Origin of the sequence: Pseudomonas sp. 29, assembly GCF_002754355.1 — a bacterium.
GTDB classification, from domain to species: domain Bacteria; phylum Pseudomonadota; class Gammaproteobacteria; order Pseudomonadales; family Pseudomonadaceae; genus Aquipseudomonas; species Aquipseudomonas neuropathica.
Genome location: NZ_PEEY01000001.1, coordinates 323087 through 336765 on the forward strand (window position 1 = coordinate 323087; position 13679 = coordinate 336765).

Genomic DNA, 13679 nt, shown 5'->3' on the forward strand with positions numbered 1-13679 from the left:
CCCGGATCAGTCCCCTCTCCCTCCGGGAGAGGGTTAAGGTGAGGGGCTCTTCAGCTTTTGAGGGCCTCAGCCAATCACACCGTATGCAGATACCAGTTGTACTCAAGGTCAGAAATCGAGTTCTCAAACTCGGCCAGCTCACTCTCTTTACACGCGACAAACACGTCGATGTACATCGGGTCGATGTAGCGGGCCATGACTTCGCTGTCGTCCAGCTCGCGCAGTGCATCGCGCAGGTTGTTCGGCAGGCTCTGTTCGTTCTGCTCGTAGCTGTTGCCTTCCACCGGGGCGCCCGGCTCGATCTGATTGGTCAGACCGTGGTGAACACCGGCCAGCACCGACGCCATCAGCAAGTACGGGTTGGCATCGGCACCGGCGACGCGATGCTCGATACGCACAGCGTCGGCCGAACCGGTTGGCACACGGACCGCAACGGTGCGGTTGTCGATGCCCCAGCTCGGCGAGTTCGGTACGTAGAACTGCGCGCCAAAGCGGCGGTACGAGTTGACGTTCGGGCAGAGGAACGCCATTTGCGCAGGCAGGGTCTCCAGCACACCGCCGATCGCGTGACGCAGTGCGGCGTTCTGCTCGGGATCCTCGCTGGCAAAGATGTTGTTGCCCTCTTTGTCCAGGATCGAAATGTGCACGTGCAGACCGTTGCCCGCCTGGCCCGGATACGGCTTGGCCATGAAGGTAGTGTCCATCTCGTGGTCGTAGGCGATGTTCTTCACCAGACGCTTGAGCAGGACGGCGTAGTCGCACGCCTTGATCGGGTCGGAGACGTGATGCAGGTTGACTTCGAACTGCGCCGGGGCGCTTTCCTTGACGATCGCGTCAGCCGGGATGCCCTGCTCTTTCGCGCCTTCAAGGATGTCTTGCAGGCAATCGACGTATTCGTCGAGATCGTCGATCAAATACACCTGAGTCGACACCGGACGCTTGCCGGACACCGGCGAACGTGGCGATTGTGGACGGCCGTTCACGTTGTCCTGATCGATCAGATAGAACTCGAGTTCGAATGCTGCGCAGATGGTCAGCCCGAGGTCATCGAATTTGCGTACGACGTTGGCCAGCACTTCACGCGGGTCAGCGAAGAATGGCTGACCTTCGATTTCGTGCATGGTCATCAAGAGTTGTGCGGTTGGGCGCTTCTGCCACGGTTCGATGCTCAGGGTGCCGGGGATCGGGTAGCAGATGCGGTCAGCGTCGCCGATATCCAGACCCAGACCGGTGCTTTCCACCGTGGAGCCGTTGATGTCGAGCGCGAAAAGCGAGGCCGGCAGGTTGATGCCCTTTTCGTAAACCTTATGAAGACTGGTGCGTTCGATACGCTTGCCGCGCACCACACCGTTCATATCCGCAATCAGAAGGTCGACGTACAAAACCTCAGGATATTTCTTAAGGAATGCGTTTGCTTCGTTGAGTTGAACGGTACGCAGAGGGACCGACATGATGCACCTATTTAGCTGTTAATTATTATGTTCACTACTGTTTCGCCGAGCCAGTCAACCCGAACGGCAAAGTGAAGTCAATAGCGAACAGATGGGCGCTCATGGTTTATTTTTCGGGCTTTTTTTAACACCTGCGTGCCAATTCAGGCGCCACAGCCCCGAGAATCATGAAGATTTGATGAACGGCGTTTAGAATTTTTTACATGGCAGTTGTTAATTAAAATCAACGAGGCTAAGCTCCGGAAAAGCTCGTTCAAGTGTCAAACTTCGAGGTGAATAAAAATGGCATTCAAGCCATTGATCGGCGTTACTGCGTGCGTCAAACAGATTGGCCTGCACCCCTATCACATCAGCGGCGACAAGTACGTACGTGCTGTCAGCGTTGGCGCTAACGGGCTGCCAGTGGTCATTCCTTCCCTTGGCAAGCTGACTGAAATCGAAGACCTGCTCGGTCAACTCGACGGTCTGCTGCTGACCGGCTCGCCCTCGAACGTGGAGCCCTTCCACTATCAAGGCCCGGCCAGCGAACCCGGCACGGATCATGATCCGGCGCGGGATGCCACCACCCTTCCTTTATTACGTGCAGCCATCGCGGCGGGCGTTCCGGTGCTCGGCATTTGCCGGGGCTTCCAGGAAATGAACGTGGCGTTCGGCGGCAGCCTGCATCAGAGGGTGCATGAGTTGCCGGGCATGCTTGATCACCGTGAAGCCGACAGCCCTGATGTGGCCGTGCAATACGCGCCGGCTCACGCGGTGACCGTGCTTGCTGGCGGCGTATTCGAGGCGCTGGGATTGCCCGGCGAGTTCCAGGTCAACTCGATTCACAGCCAGGGCATTGATCGCCTCGCTCCCGGCTTGCGTGCCGAAGCGGTGGCGCCGGACAGCTTGATCGAGGCGATCTCGGTCGAGCACAGCCCGACCTTCGCCCTCGGCGTGCAATGGCACCCGGAATGGCAAGTACTGGACAACCCGAACTACCTGAAGATTTTCCAGGCCTTCGGCGCGGCTTGCCGGCAACGGGCGACGCGGCGCAACCAGCGCTGACTCAACCCAAGAATCCGTAACGATTTACTGCCCCCACGGACGTCGGGTGTGCCTTTGCGCATCCGTCATTCGTGAACAACACCCGTAATAACAACAAGTACGACCCAGGCAGCCAGGACGGCGGCGCCGACCAAGCCGGACGGCGGGAGCAAGACCTTCAGATCAATGCAATACCCTGTGGGAGCGAGCTTGCTCGCGAAAGCGGTGTGTCAGGCAACAACGACGTCGACTGACACGACGTTTTCGCGAGCAAGCTCGCTCCCACAGGGGGATGTGATCCGACCGGGAATGCACCTGCAGGCTTGCAATCCACTTAAGCCCGGCCACATTGGCCAGGCGAACGAAACCTGTTGGGAGTTTCACATGGCAAACGCCTCCAGCACTTACAGGAAGGCACTTGAAGGTCATCAGCAACCGAAAAAGGTGCTGGTGAAAGTCGATCGTGTCACCAAGAAGTTCGACGAAACCGTGGCAGTGGACGATGTGTCCCTGGAGATCCATCAGGGCGAAATCTTCGCCCTGCTCGGCGGCTCCGGTTCGGGAAAATCGACCCTGCTGCGCATGCTCGCCGGTTTCGAGCGGCCGACCGAAGGGCGGATTCTGCTCGACGGCGTGGACATCACCGACATGCCGCCGTACGAGCGGCCGATCAACATGATGTTCCAGTCCTACGCGCTGTTCCCACACATGACCGTCGCGCAGAACATCGCCTTCGGCCTCAAGCAGGACCGTTTGCCGGCCAGTGAAATCGATGCCCGTGTCGATGAAATGCTGCGTCTGGTGCATATGACCCAATACGCCAAACGCCGTCCGCACCAGTTGTCCGGCGGTCAGCGTCAGCGCGTCGCCCTCGCCCGTTCGCTGGCCAAGCGTCCGAAGCTGTTGCTGCTCGACGAGCCGATGGGCGCGCTGGATAAAAAGCTGCGTTCGCAGATGCAACTGGAACTGGTGCAGATCATCGAACGCGTCGGCGTAACCTGCGTGATGGTGACCCACGACCAGGAAGAGGCCATGACCATGGCCGAGCGCATCGCGATCATGCACCTCGGCTGGATCGCCCAGATCGGCAGCCCGGTCGACATTTATGAAGCGCCGGTCAGCCGCATGGTCTGCGAGTTCATCGGTAACGTGAACGCCTTCGATGGCACCGTGGTGGAAGACCTTGAAGGTCACGCGATCATCCACAGCCCGGACTTGCAGCAGAAGATCTACGTCGGTCACGGCGTCAGCACTTCGGTGCAGGACAAGTCGGTCACCTACGCGATCCGTCCGGAAAAAATGCTCGTCAGCACCACTAAACCGGAATTCCGCTACAACTGGTCCGAAGGCAAGGTGCATGACATCGCCTACCTCGGCGGTCACTCGGTGTTCTACGTCGAATTGCCCGGCGGCAAAATCGTCCAGTCGTTCATGGCCAACGCCGAACGCCGTGGCGCGCGTCCGACCTGGGACGACAAGGTTTACGTCTGGTGGGAAGACGACAGCGGCGTGGTACTGCGCTCATGAGAACCTTCAATCAGCAATTCCTGCGCCTGGTGCCCAGCGGGCGAAAACTGGTGATCGGCATTCCGTTCATCTGGCTGTTCCTGTTCTTCATGCTGCCGTTCTTTCTGGTGATGAAGATCAGTTTCTCGGAAGCCGCGCTGTCGATCCCGCCGTACTCGGAGATCTACACCTACGCCGAACAGAAATTCCAGCTGATGCTCAACATCGGCAACTACACCATGCTCGGCGAAGACGAGCTGTACCTGTCGGCCTACCTCGGTTCGCTGAAGGTGGCGGCACTGAGCACGATGATGTGCCTGCTGATCGGTTTCCCGATGGCCTACGCGATCACCAAGACCGGCAAGGAAACGCAAAACGTCCTGCTACTGTTGATCATGATGCCGACCTGGACCGCGATCCTGATCCGCGTTTATGCGTGGATGGGCATCCTCAGCAACAACGGTCTGCTCAACGCGTTTCTGATGTGGACGGGGCTGACCGATCACCCGATCGAGATCCTCAACACCAACACGGCCGTGTATATCGGCGTGGTCTACGCCTACTTGCCGTTCATGGTGTTGCCGCTGTACGCCAACCTCGTCAAGCACGATGGCAGTCTGCTGGAAGCCGCGCAGGACTTGGGTTCGAGCAACTTCAACAACTTCTGGAAAATCACCGTGCCGCTGGCCAAGAACGGGATTATTGCCGGCTGCATGCTGGTGTTCATTCCGGTGGTCGGTGAGTTCGTGATTCCGGAACTGTTGGGTGGCCCGGAGACCCTGATGATCGGTCGCGTGCTGTGGCAAGAGTTCTTCAATAACCGCGACTGGCCGGTGGCGTCTGCCTTGGCGGTGGTGATGCTGTTGATCCTGATTGTGCCGATTCTGCTGTTCAACCGCAGCCAGGCCAAAGAGATGGAGGCACGGGGATGAAACGCTTCGGTTTTTCCAAGTTCATGTTGATCTTCGGCCTGATGTTCATTTATCTGCCGATGCTGATTCTGGTGATCTACTCGTTCAACGCATCCAAACTGGTGACAGTCTGGGGCGGCTGGTCGGTGAAGTGGTACGTCGGTTTGCTCGACAACACGCAACTGATGGGCTCAGTGGTGCGCTCGCTGGAAATCGCCTGCTACACCGCGATCGCCGCTGTAGCGTTGGGCACCCTCGCCGCTTTCGTGCTGACCCGCGTCACGCGCTTCAAGGGTCGCACGCTGTTCGGTGGTCTGGTCACCGCGCCGTTGGTGATGCCTGAAGTGATCACCGGTCTGTCGCTGTTGCTGCTGTTCGTGGCCATGGCGCAGTTGATCGGCTGGCCACAGGAGCGTGGCATCGTCACGATCTGGATCGCCCACACCACGTTTTGTGCCGCTTATGTCGCGGTGGTAGTCTCCGCGCGCTTGCGGGAACTGGATCTGTCGATCGAAGAAGCGGCGATGGACCTCGGCGCGAAACCGTTCAAGGTGTTTTTCCTGATCACCATTCCAATGATCGCGCCGTCGCTGGCGGCGGGCGGGATGATGTCGTTCGCTCTGTCGCTGGATGACCTGGTGTTGGCAAGCTTCGTTTCCGGGCCGGGTTCGACGACCCTGCCGATGGAAGTGTTCTCGGCGGTGCGTCTGGGCGTCAAGCCTGAGATCAACGCCGTGGCCAGCCTGATTCTGCTGGCGGTGTCGCTGGTGACCTTCCTGGTCTGGTACTTCGGCCGCAAGGCAGAAGCCAATCGCAAACGAGCGATTCAGGAAGCGATGGATCAGACCGCAAACGAGTCGTGGCAGCCTCAGCAATCCGCAGCAACCGCTTAACCTGTAGTCAGCCCCTCGGTCAGTCCCCTCTCCCCCTGGTAGAGGGTTAGGGTGAGGGGGCTTTGCGTAACGTGAATAAAAAGAATGGAGTTGTACCGATGAAAATGTTTGGCAGGACTCTGCTGACACTGTCCTTAATGGGCGCGATGGTCATGGGCGCCCAGGCCAACGACAAGGTGCTGCGTGTTTACAACTGGTCCGATTACATCGCGCCGGATACGGTCAAGAAGTTCGAAGACGAGACCGGCATCCGCGTGACCTACGACGTCTTCGACAGCAACGAAACCCTTGAGGCGCGTTTGTTGGCGGGCAAATCCGGCTACGACCTGGTCGTGCCGTCGAACAGTTTCCTGGCCAAGCAGATCAAGGCCGGCGTCTATCAGACGCTGGACAAATCCAAGCTGCCGAACTGGAAGAATCTCAACCCGGTGCTGCTGAAAAACGCCGCCGCCAGTGATCCGGACAACGCCCACGCGTTCCCGTACATGTGGGGCTCGATCGGCATCGGCTTCAACCCGGCCAAGGTCAAGGAAGTGCTCGGCGCCAACGCCCCGACCAATTCCTGGGACCTGCTGTTCAAACCGGAAAACGCTGAAAAACTCAAAGCCTGTGGCATCAGTTTTCTCGATTCGCCGACTGAAATGATCCCGGCCGCCCTGCACTACCTGGGCTACCCGGTGAACGACAAGGACACCGCGCACATCAAGGAAGCCGAGGCGCTGTTCATGAAAATCCGCCCGAACGTGGCGTACTTCCACTCCTCGAAATACATCTCGGATCTGGCCAACGGCAACATCTGCGTCGCGGTCGGTTACTCCGGCGACGTGCTGCAGGCCAAGGCCCGCGCGGTGGAATCGGGCAACAACGTGGTGATCGACTACAGCATTCCCAAGGAAGGCGCCGGCAGCTTCTACGACATGGTCGCGATCCCGCGCGATGCGGCGAACGTCGAGAACGCCTACCTGTTCATGGACTTTCTGATGCGTCCGGACATCATTGCCGAGATCACCAACAGCAACGGCTACAGCAACGCCAATGCGGCGGCGACGCCATTGGTGGATGAAGCGATCCGCAACGACCCGGGTTCGTACCCGTCGCAAGCGGTGATGGCGACGTTGTATGCGGTGCCGGATCAGCCGATTGCCACACAGCGAATCATGACCCGTGGCTGGACCCGAGTGAAACTCGGTAAATAAGCCAGCGAAAATCAAAATGTGGGAGCGAGCTTGCTCGCGAAAGCGGGTGAACAACCGCTAAAGATGTTGGATGTGCCGACGCCTTCGCGAGCAAGCTCGCTCCCACAGGGTCAGTGGCTGACTCGAAGAAATTTATGATTTCCCGTTCACGCAGCGCCTTACCACCGCTGCACCCTGCAATGAACGGCCTCACCTGGCTTCCTCGGTCAAGGTGAATTTCAGGCGCCCTCGGGCGCCTTTTTTTGTGCCTCAGATCAGCGACCAGTCCTGCAGGATCCGATAGCGCCCTTTGTGCGATTCGAACAAGGCAAAACGTTCAGCGCGCAGGAAAAACTCTGGCGGCGTAGCAGATTCCGGCTCTGGCGCACGGTAGTCTCGGGCCAGGGTCAGATGCGGACGAAACTCGCGGGGCGTCTCTTCAAAACCGAACGGCAACATCACCTGTTCCAGCGCGTAGACCAGGCGCAGCAACGCCGGCGGTGCCTGCTCGGGCGCGAGCGACAACACCCCGGGGCGATGCCAGACCTGCAGTCGATCAAGCGGAATTCTCAAGGCCTCTCCCGGCGTACGCACTTGTCCGGCGGCCTCACAGACTTCGTTGATCTGCGCCAAGGGCACGGCGCCGAGAAACAGCAGCGTCAGGTGAAAATTGTCCGCCGGCACCGGCTTACCGGTGCGTAAACCCAACTCCCCGCGCCACTGAGCAATTGCCTTGCGTTGCACCGCCGGGCAATCGAGGGCGAAAAACAGTCGCTTCGCTTCTTCGGTCATGGCCCTGCTCCCCTGTTCAAAGTGATCCGCCGGATTCTACACAGCCTGATCTGACGACTCGTGACAGGAAGCTATAGTTCAAGGATTGCCATCAACCGGAGGCCGCCATGCGCGCGATCCTCAGCAAAGAACCGTGGTGGGCCCGCCCGCCCAATCCCGGGCAGGATGAAAGTGAACTGGAATGGGGCTGGCTGGTGCATTACAGCGAAGGTGAGCCGCGCTTCGAATTCGTCCGCGAACGCCCGACGGACGAGCAGATCCGCAACCGTAAAAGCTGTCGCATCACCCCCTCGGAGTGAACACAATACCTGTAGGAGTGAGCCTGCTCGCGATGGCGTTCGCACATTCAATGCTTCATTGACAGACCCACCGCGATCGCGAGCAGGCTCACTCCTACAAAAGATTTACGCTGGTTTCAGGGTTCGAGGATATTTTTAAAGCCACCAAAGATCATCCGCTGGCCATCAAACCCCATCGGGTTGACGTCCGGTTGCATGCGCGGATCTTCCATCATTTTGCCCATGCCAGCGTCGCGAGTGGCCTTGTCGGGCCAGATCAGCCAGCCGGATGAAACCGTCTCGCCTTCCTTGAGTTTGACCGCCATCGGAAATGACGTGACCTTGCCCTCCGGCACGTCATCGCCCCAGCACTGCATCACATCCTGTGCACCGTATTCCTTGAACAGCTTCGCGGCGATTTCACAGTGTTTTTTGTACTGCTCACGATTGGCGGTTGGCACCGGCGCTACAAAAATATCGATGTAAGCCATGATCACTCTCCTTGCACGTTGGGTTCGATCTGCTGGTTAGTCGATTGCGGCGGCTGCCATTCGACAGGATTCACGCCCAAGCCGACCGACGGTTCATCACCCCCACCCAGATTGCGCTCGACCTGCCCGGCCACGTGCAACGTGCCGGCCATAACCCCGGTCGTCGGGTTTTGCACCAGTTTCAGCCAGGCCTTGTCAAAGGTGCTGCCCAGACTGCTGCGAATCAGCGCTTCGCTGTCGGGCCGGTCATTGGCCTGGAGGATGGCGCGAATGCCGGCGACACCGACCGAGATCAGCCCTCCAGCCAGTTTCCCCGCCGCAGCCGCTACAGCACTGGCGGCCCCGCGCGGCGCCATTTCCGCTTCCATCCGCTGACTGGCGCGCTTGGCCACCGGGGCCATGCCGGCATCGGTCGAGGCAATGCCCTTGGCGCCGCCGTCAGTGTGAATCTTGTCGATCAACGCGGCATAGGCCGGCAAGGTGTTCAATGGTTCCGTGCTGATCACTTGAAACAACGAAGCATCCCGCGCTGGCGGCGGACCCAGTGCAATGGCGGGGATTTTCTGCAAACGCCCGTTGAGCTGAGCGACAGGCACACCATGACGCTGGGCGATGAGCGGCATCTGTTGCGCCATCAACTGCGCATAGAACGCCGTCGCCTGCCCCAGAATTGCATCCGGATCGATCTCCACCGCCACCGGCGCCAGCACCCTTTCCTGATATTGCTCAAGCAGATACGCCGCCAGCCGCTTGGCCGAGGCGTCCTGCTCACCGCCGGCATTGATCGTGTACCAACTGACTTTCATCGACAGCCATTCCTGGGTCCAGTAGCTGCTGAACCACGGAATGAAATTTTCTTCAGTTTGCTGATAGACGCGAGTACGCCAATGTTCCATCGAGCCACGGGCAAAGACTTTGACTTGCTCGGTGGCTTGCTGCGAAGCGCTGACGATTTCGCGGTCGATCTGCTGCCAGGTCTGCGGCGAGACAAACACGGCTTGCGGCGCTGACACCGGCGCCCGCGCCGAAGTGGCGCAGCCGGCCAGCAGCAACAGTGCGGCGACGAGCAGCGCACGCGAGTTCACGGTGGCGGTGTCCTTGAGATGAGTGGGATGCAGATTTGAGTATAGGTGTGTCAATTGAGCCTGATTTTGGATGTACCGGCCTCATCGCTGGCAAGCCAGCTCCCACAAGGATTTCCAGCAGCCGCAGATTTTGTGATCGCCTCAGAACTTGTGGGAGCTGGCTTGCCAGCGATAAGGCCATCAGCAACACCCCAAAAACTCTAACCATCACTGCCATCGATATTCACCATCGCCACGATTGCCTTCCGCCCACCGCCCATCAAAGGCACGATTGACCCATCCGAAACACAACGAGGAGTTCACAACATGATTCACACCCACGTCACACTCTCCGTGAGTTTCCCGGTGTTCGGCAGCAACTATTACGACCAGCACGCCGTGTCGCATAAGGCTCAAGCGCTGGTGTTCAACAAAGATTTCGAAGATCTGCTGATGCCCGCCGCCACGAATCATTTCAACAATGAAGTGGTCGGCATCAACGATCAGTTCCGTTTTCTGAGCGACATTCTCGCCACCCATTTGCTGGACATCGAGGCCTCTGTGCCTGCGCGATCCAGCGTCCGGGCGAGCGCTCATTTTTAATTGCAACAGGCACAAAAAAGCCCACTGGCCGTATCGGCGCAGCGGGCTTTTTCACATCAGGATTGCGCCGTTCAGCGCTTCCAGCACTCGGCGTAACGCGAGCAGACGTTGTACTGCGCATCCATTTTGGCCATACGGTCGAGATGGCGTATGACGGTTTCGCCCATGACCTCCTTGGACGACTGGAAGTAGTACGTGATCATGCCGGTTTCCATGTCGGCCTGCACCGCATTGCCACGCTTGCCGGAAGTACCATCGACGGCAGACCATTCTTTCAAGCGCTTGTCGTCGATACTGCGCAGACGTTTGCGATACTCGTCGCTGGAACGGGTGATCGCCTCGCTGGGAATCGCGGAACCCTCAATGTTGAAGGCGTCTAGATTCTGACGGTACAGCGCCCAGTAATCGTCTGGCAGTTCAAAGCCCATTTTCGCCTTGCGCTCGCTGACCAGCGAATCGAGTTTTTCCGGCGTAAACGTCGTCGCGGCGCGCGTCTTCGCGTCGGACTTCAACACCACGAAGAGGCTGCCATTGACGATGCGGTCGATCATGACCGTCCGCTCCGGCGTATCCGGCAGCAGCACTGGCGGCTTGGGAAAGATCGGGTTGCGCCCGGCACAGGCCGCCAGCCCCTCGCGTTTCATCGGGAGCGGCGTGCGTACGTCCTTGCCATCGATGCGCTGCACGCGCTGCATCAGCGTCGAACACTGGCGGCCCTTGAGGTCGAAGGTCAGCTCATATTCTGTATCGCGCTGAGGTTTGAAGCTGAAACCCGACCCGCACACGGCATAACCGGTCTGGGTGTTGACCTTCAGGTACATTTCCTTGTCGGGCGGCAGCTTGATTTCCAGGTAGCTCTTGGCCTTTTCCGGGGGCGCCACGCTCATGCCCACCCGGCGCGCACTGTCGACGATGAACAGGTTGTTGAGCAAGCCGGTGGTCTGGCCATCGCAATGCTCTGCATCGTAATAATCCACCGACGCGTTATCGGTGCTGGCGACAAAGCGCAGCTTAGCGGCATCAGGTGCGACCGAATCCTGATAGGTTCCCAACTGGGTGCACCCCGACAGCAGCAGGCCCGACAGAACTGCACTGATAACAACGGGTATACGGCGCGACAGCAAAGCCACAGACATGATCATCCTTGGGGGAGAAGGGGAAAAAAAACGGCGATGCTACTGAATTGCCATCATTGCGTCCACTCCCCCGCGTCTGCGCGACTGTTCTACTAATGGGGCGCGCAGAACTCAGTCAATCATCATCCCGATCGCGGTAGTAGCGACGCCCGTCGCGACGATCATCGCGGTCGTCCCAGCGCCGGTCGTGGTCGTAATTGCGGCCATGATCGCGGTCGTAATGCCGGCCATGGCGGTGGTCATCATCAAAATCCGCGACACAGCCGCCGAGCAATACGGCGGCGGTCACGGTCAGCAGTATTGTTGTTGCACGCTTCATTCAACACTTCCCTAAAACCAAGGTCTTGACGACGGAATCGGCGACGCTGCCCGCGCCTTCAGGACGCGGTGCGCGCAGCCGCAGATACGACCGGGCAAAACGCCTTTGATTCAGTGGCCACTATCGACCGTTTGTCGCCCAGCCCGCGCTGACCGAGCGGCGGCGAAACGCCACCTATACTCCTTGCAACCAAGCACCACGCAATGGATCTGCGCCCTCAATAACAACAAGCAGAGGTGGACCATGGTCTGGCAGCAAATTTACGACCCGTTCGGCAACCCGGTGATCTCCACGCTCATGGCCGCCGTACCGGTGGTGGTGATGCTTGCGGCGCTGGCGTTCTTCCACGTCAAGGCGCATCTCGCGGCGCTGCTGGCGCTGGCGTCCGCCCTGCTGATTTCGATTTTTGCCTTCGGCATGCCGGCGAGCATGGCCGGTTCTGCGGCGTTGTTCGGTGCGGCGAATGGCTTGCTGCCAATCGGCTGGATCGTCCTCAACATCATCTTTCTGCACCGTCTGACCACCGAGAACGGCTCGTTCAAAGTGCTGCAGGATTCCCTTGCGCGGATCACTGATGACCGCCGTTTGCAGTTGTTGCTGATCGCGTTCTGCTTCGGTGCGTTTTTCGAAGGTGCGGCGGGGTTCGGCACGCCGGTAGCGGTGACCGGGGCGATTCTGATCGGGCTGGGGTTTTCGCCGTTGGCCGCGTCAGGTCTGGCGCTGATCGCCAACACCGCGCCGGTGGCATTCGGCGCACTCGGTACGCCGATCATCACGCTGGCCAAAGTTACCGGGCTGGATGAAATGGAACTGTCGATGATGGTTGGTCGGCAGTTGCCGTTTTTCTCGGTGCTAGTGCCGTTCTGGCTGATCTGGGCCTTCGCCGGGTGGCGCAAGATGCTGGAGATCTGGCCGGCGATTCTGGTGGCCGGCGTCAGCTTCGCGATCCCGCAATTTCTGGTGTCGAACTACCACGGCCCAATGTTGGTGGACGTGATCGCCGCGCTGATTTCCATGGCCTGTCTGACGCTGTTTTTGAAGGTATGGAAACCGGCGACCATTCACACCTCAGCAGCGCTGTCAGGGCGCGTCGACAACTCCAAAGTCGAGGAAGAAAAAATCACTGCCAGCGCCGCGTTCAGCGATCAGGCGCGCCCGGCGGTGATGCGCGCGTGGATGCCGTGGATCATCCTCACCGTGTTCGTGTTTGCCTGGGGCACTCAGGGCTTCAAGAACATCTTCGATGTCCGGCCGGCGATCGATCCGGTCACCCACTCGGCCAAACTCGACCCGACTGGCAAGCCGCTGAACGAGGCTAATCCGATCTTCGCCCCAGCCGTGACTTTCACCACCCTGCACCTGCAAGTGCAAAAAGTCCCGCCGGTGGTACCCGCCCCGAAAGCCGAGGAAGCGGTGTACAAATTCACCTGGTTCACCGCCACCGGCAGCGGGATTCTGCTGGCGGCGATTGTCGGTGGTTTGCTGATGGGCTATTCGATCCCGCAACTGATCAAGCAATACCTGCGCACGTTGTGGGTGGTGCGGTTTTCGTTGATCACCATTGCGGCGATGCTGGCGCTAGGGTTTCTCACGCGCTACTCGGGACTCGACGCGACCATGGGCCTGGCGTTTGCCGCGACGGGGATTTTCTACCCGATGTTCGGCACGTTGCTCGGTTGGCTGGGCGTCGCGCTGACCGGTTCCGATACCGCATCGAACGTACTGTTTGGCGGCTTGCAGCGGGTGACGTCGGAACAGCTCGGGATCAGTCCGATCCTGATGGCGGCGGCGAACAGCTCCGGCGGGGTGATGGGCAAAATGGTCGATGCGCAATCGATCGTGGTCGCCTCCACCGCGACCCGCTGGTACGGGCATGAGGGCGAGATTTTGCGCTATGTGTTCTTCCACTCGATTGTGCTGGCGATTCTGGTCGGCGGACTGGTGACGTTGCAGGCGTATGTGGCGCCGTTTACGCATATGGTGGTTGGCTCGCATTAGCCAGGTAGACCCCATTCCCCTGTGGGAGCGAGCTTGCTC

Annotated in this window: 14 protein-coding genes; 8 read left to right on the plus strand and 6 right to left on the minus strand. The window is 59.3% G+C overall.

Translation table 11 applies throughout. The features are described 5' to 3' along the window. Window positions 1-74: 74 nt before the first annotated feature. A complete protein-coding gene (locus tag CLU80_RS01415; protein WP_093440801.1) occupies window positions 75-1451 on the minus strand; it encodes a glutamine synthetase family protein in 1377 nt (458 codons plus the stop codon). A 282-nt stretch (window positions 1452-1733) separates the two neighbouring features. On the opposite strand from CLU80_RS01415, the gene CLU80_RS01420 reads away from it, so the two are divergent. The 5 genes from CLU80_RS01420 (at window position 1734) to CLU80_RS01440 (ending at window position 6980) form a co-directional block, all read left to right on the plus strand. After that, on the plus strand, window positions 1734-2495 hold the full coding sequence (locus CLU80_RS01420; RefSeq protein WP_099756556.1) for a gamma-glutamyl-gamma-aminobutyrate hydrolase family protein: 762 nt from the start codon (window positions 1734-1736) through the stop codon (window positions 2493-2495). Between the two features lie 363 nt (window positions 2496-2858). Further along, complete coding sequence (locus tag CLU80_RS01425) at window positions 2859-4001, plus strand: ABC transporter ATP-binding protein (RefSeq protein WP_077572275.1); 1143 nt, start codon at window positions 2859-2861, stop codon at window positions 3999-4001. Beyond that, window positions 3998-4912 carry an ABC transporter permease subunit gene (locus CLU80_RS01430; RefSeq protein WP_034155532.1) on the plus strand — a complete coding sequence of 305 codons (915 nt, stop codon included), beginning with the start codon at window positions 3998-4000 and terminating at the stop codon, window positions 4910-4912. The genes CLU80_RS01425 and CLU80_RS01430 overlap by 4 nt, the downstream gene beginning before the upstream one ends. After that, the gene (locus CLU80_RS01435) at window positions 4909-5784 is read left to right on the plus strand and encodes an ABC transporter permease subunit (protein WP_038365610.1); all 876 of its coding nucleotides are present in this window, start codon (window positions 4909-4911) and stop codon (window positions 5782-5784) included. The genes CLU80_RS01430 and CLU80_RS01435 overlap by 4 nt, the downstream gene beginning before the upstream one ends. 98 nt (window positions 5785-5882) lie before the next feature. Continuing rightward, window positions 5883-6980, plus strand: a complete 1098-nt coding sequence (locus CLU80_RS01440; RefSeq protein WP_034155530.1) for a polyamine ABC transporter substrate-binding protein — start codon at window positions 5883-5885, stop codon at window positions 6978-6980. A 249-nt stretch (window positions 6981-7229) separates the two neighbouring features. Here the strand turns inward: CLU80_RS01440 and thpR are convergent, their stop codons facing one another. After that, window positions 7230-7751 (minus strand): RNA 2',3'-cyclic phosphodiesterase, encoded by a 522-nt coding sequence (gene thpR, locus CLU80_RS01450; protein WP_099756557.1) that lies wholly within the window; start codon window positions 7749-7751, stop codon window positions 7230-7232. A gap of 107 nt (window positions 7752-7858) precedes the next feature. Between thpR and CLU80_RS01455 the strand changes: the two genes are divergently transcribed. Continuing rightward, the gene (locus tag CLU80_RS01455; protein WP_093440824.1) at window positions 7859-8050 is read left to right on the plus strand and encodes a hypothetical protein; all 192 of its coding nucleotides are present in this window, start codon (window positions 7859-7861) and stop codon (window positions 8048-8050) included. Window positions 8051-8166: 116 nt separating this feature from the next. Here CLU80_RS01455 and CLU80_RS01460 read toward each other — a convergent pair whose 3' ends face one another. Next, entirely contained in the window at window positions 8167-8520 is a 354-nt protein-coding gene (locus CLU80_RS01460) for a DUF1428 domain-containing protein (RefSeq protein WP_093440829.1), read from the minus strand. Window positions 8521-8522: 2 nt separating this feature from the next. Next, window positions 8523-9605 (minus strand): hypothetical protein, encoded by a 1083-nt coding sequence (locus CLU80_RS01465; RefSeq protein WP_099756558.1) that lies wholly within the window; start codon window positions 9603-9605, stop codon window positions 8523-8525. 306 nt (window positions 9606-9911) lie between these two features. On the opposite strand from CLU80_RS01465, the gene CLU80_RS01470 reads away from it, so the two are divergent. Beyond that, a complete protein-coding gene (locus CLU80_RS01470) occupies window positions 9912-10187 on the plus strand; it encodes a hypothetical protein (RefSeq protein ID WP_099756559.1) in 276 nt (91 codons plus the stop codon). A 71-nt stretch (window positions 10188-10258) separates the two neighbouring features. Here the strand turns inward: CLU80_RS01470 and CLU80_RS01475 are convergent, their stop codons facing one another. After that, on the minus strand, window positions 10259-11323 hold the full coding sequence (locus tag CLU80_RS01475; protein WP_095047968.1) for a hypothetical protein: 1065 nt from the start codon (window positions 11321-11323) through the stop codon (window positions 10259-10261). Between the two features lie 115 nt (window positions 11324-11438). Beyond that, the gene (locus CLU80_RS01480; protein ID WP_095124556.1) at window positions 11439-11642 is read right to left on the minus strand and encodes a hypothetical protein; all 204 of its coding nucleotides are present in this window, start codon (window positions 11640-11642) and stop codon (window positions 11439-11441) included. Window positions 11643-11885: 243 nt separating this feature from the next. Here CLU80_RS01480 and CLU80_RS01485 point away from each other — a divergent pair, with 243 nt between their 5' ends. Further along, window positions 11886-13640, plus strand: coding sequence for an L-lactate permease (locus tag CLU80_RS01485; RefSeq protein ID WP_099756560.1), 1755 nt, complete (start codon window positions 11886-11888; stop codon window positions 13638-13640). Window positions 13641-13679: the final 39 nt, after the last annotated feature.

What these genes read in the sequence shown, in the direction of transcription:
- CLU80_RS01455 (WP_093440824.1), top strand. Translation starts at nt 7,859, where the DNA reads ATGCGCGCGATCCTCAGCAAAGAACCGTGGTGGGCCCGCCCGCCCAAT.
- CLU80_RS01435 (WP_038365610.1), top strand. Translation starts at nt 4,909, where the DNA reads ATGAAACGCTTCGGTTTTTCCAAGTTCATGTTGATCTTCGGCCTGATG.
- CLU80_RS01485 (WP_099756560.1), top strand. Translation starts at nt 11,886, where the DNA reads ATGGTCTGGCAGCAAATTTACGACCCGTTCGGCAACCCGGTGATCTCC.
- thpR (WP_099756557.1), bottom strand. Translation starts at nt 7,751, where the DNA reads ATGACCGAAGAAGCGAAGCGACTGTTTTTCGCCCTCGATTGCCCGGCG.
- CLU80_RS01420 (WP_099756556.1), top strand. Translation starts at nt 1,734, where the DNA reads ATGGCATTCAAGCCATTGATCGGCGTTACTGCGTGCGTCAAACAGATT.
- CLU80_RS01440 (WP_034155530.1), top strand. Translation starts at nt 5,883, where the DNA reads ATGAAAATGTTTGGCAGGACTCTGCTGACACTGTCCTTAATGGGCGCG.
- CLU80_RS01470 (WP_099756559.1), top strand. Translation starts at nt 9,912, where the DNA reads ATGATTCACACCCACGTCACACTCTCCGTGAGTTTCCCGGTGTTCGGC.
- CLU80_RS01480 (WP_095124556.1), bottom strand. Translation starts at nt 11,642, where the DNA reads ATGAAGCGTGCAACAACAATACTGCTGACCGTGACCGCCGCCGTATTG.
- CLU80_RS01475 (WP_095047968.1), bottom strand. Translation starts at nt 11,323, where the DNA reads ATGTCTGTGGCTTTGCTGTCGCGCCGTATACCCGTTGTTATCAGTGCA.
- CLU80_RS01430 (WP_034155532.1), top strand. Translation starts at nt 3,998, where the DNA reads ATGAGAACCTTCAATCAGCAATTCCTGCGCCTGGTGCCCAGCGGGCGA.
- CLU80_RS01425 (WP_077572275.1), top strand. Translation starts at nt 2,859, where the DNA reads ATGGCAAACGCCTCCAGCACTTACAGGAAGGCACTTGAAGGTCATCAG.
- CLU80_RS01460 (WP_093440829.1), bottom strand. Translation starts at nt 8,520, where the DNA reads ATGGCTTACATCGATATTTTTGTAGCGCCGGTGCCAACCGCCAATCGT.
- CLU80_RS01415 (WP_093440801.1), bottom strand. Translation starts at nt 1,451, where the DNA reads ATGTCGGTCCCTCTGCGTACCGTTCAACTCAACGAAGCAAACGCATTC.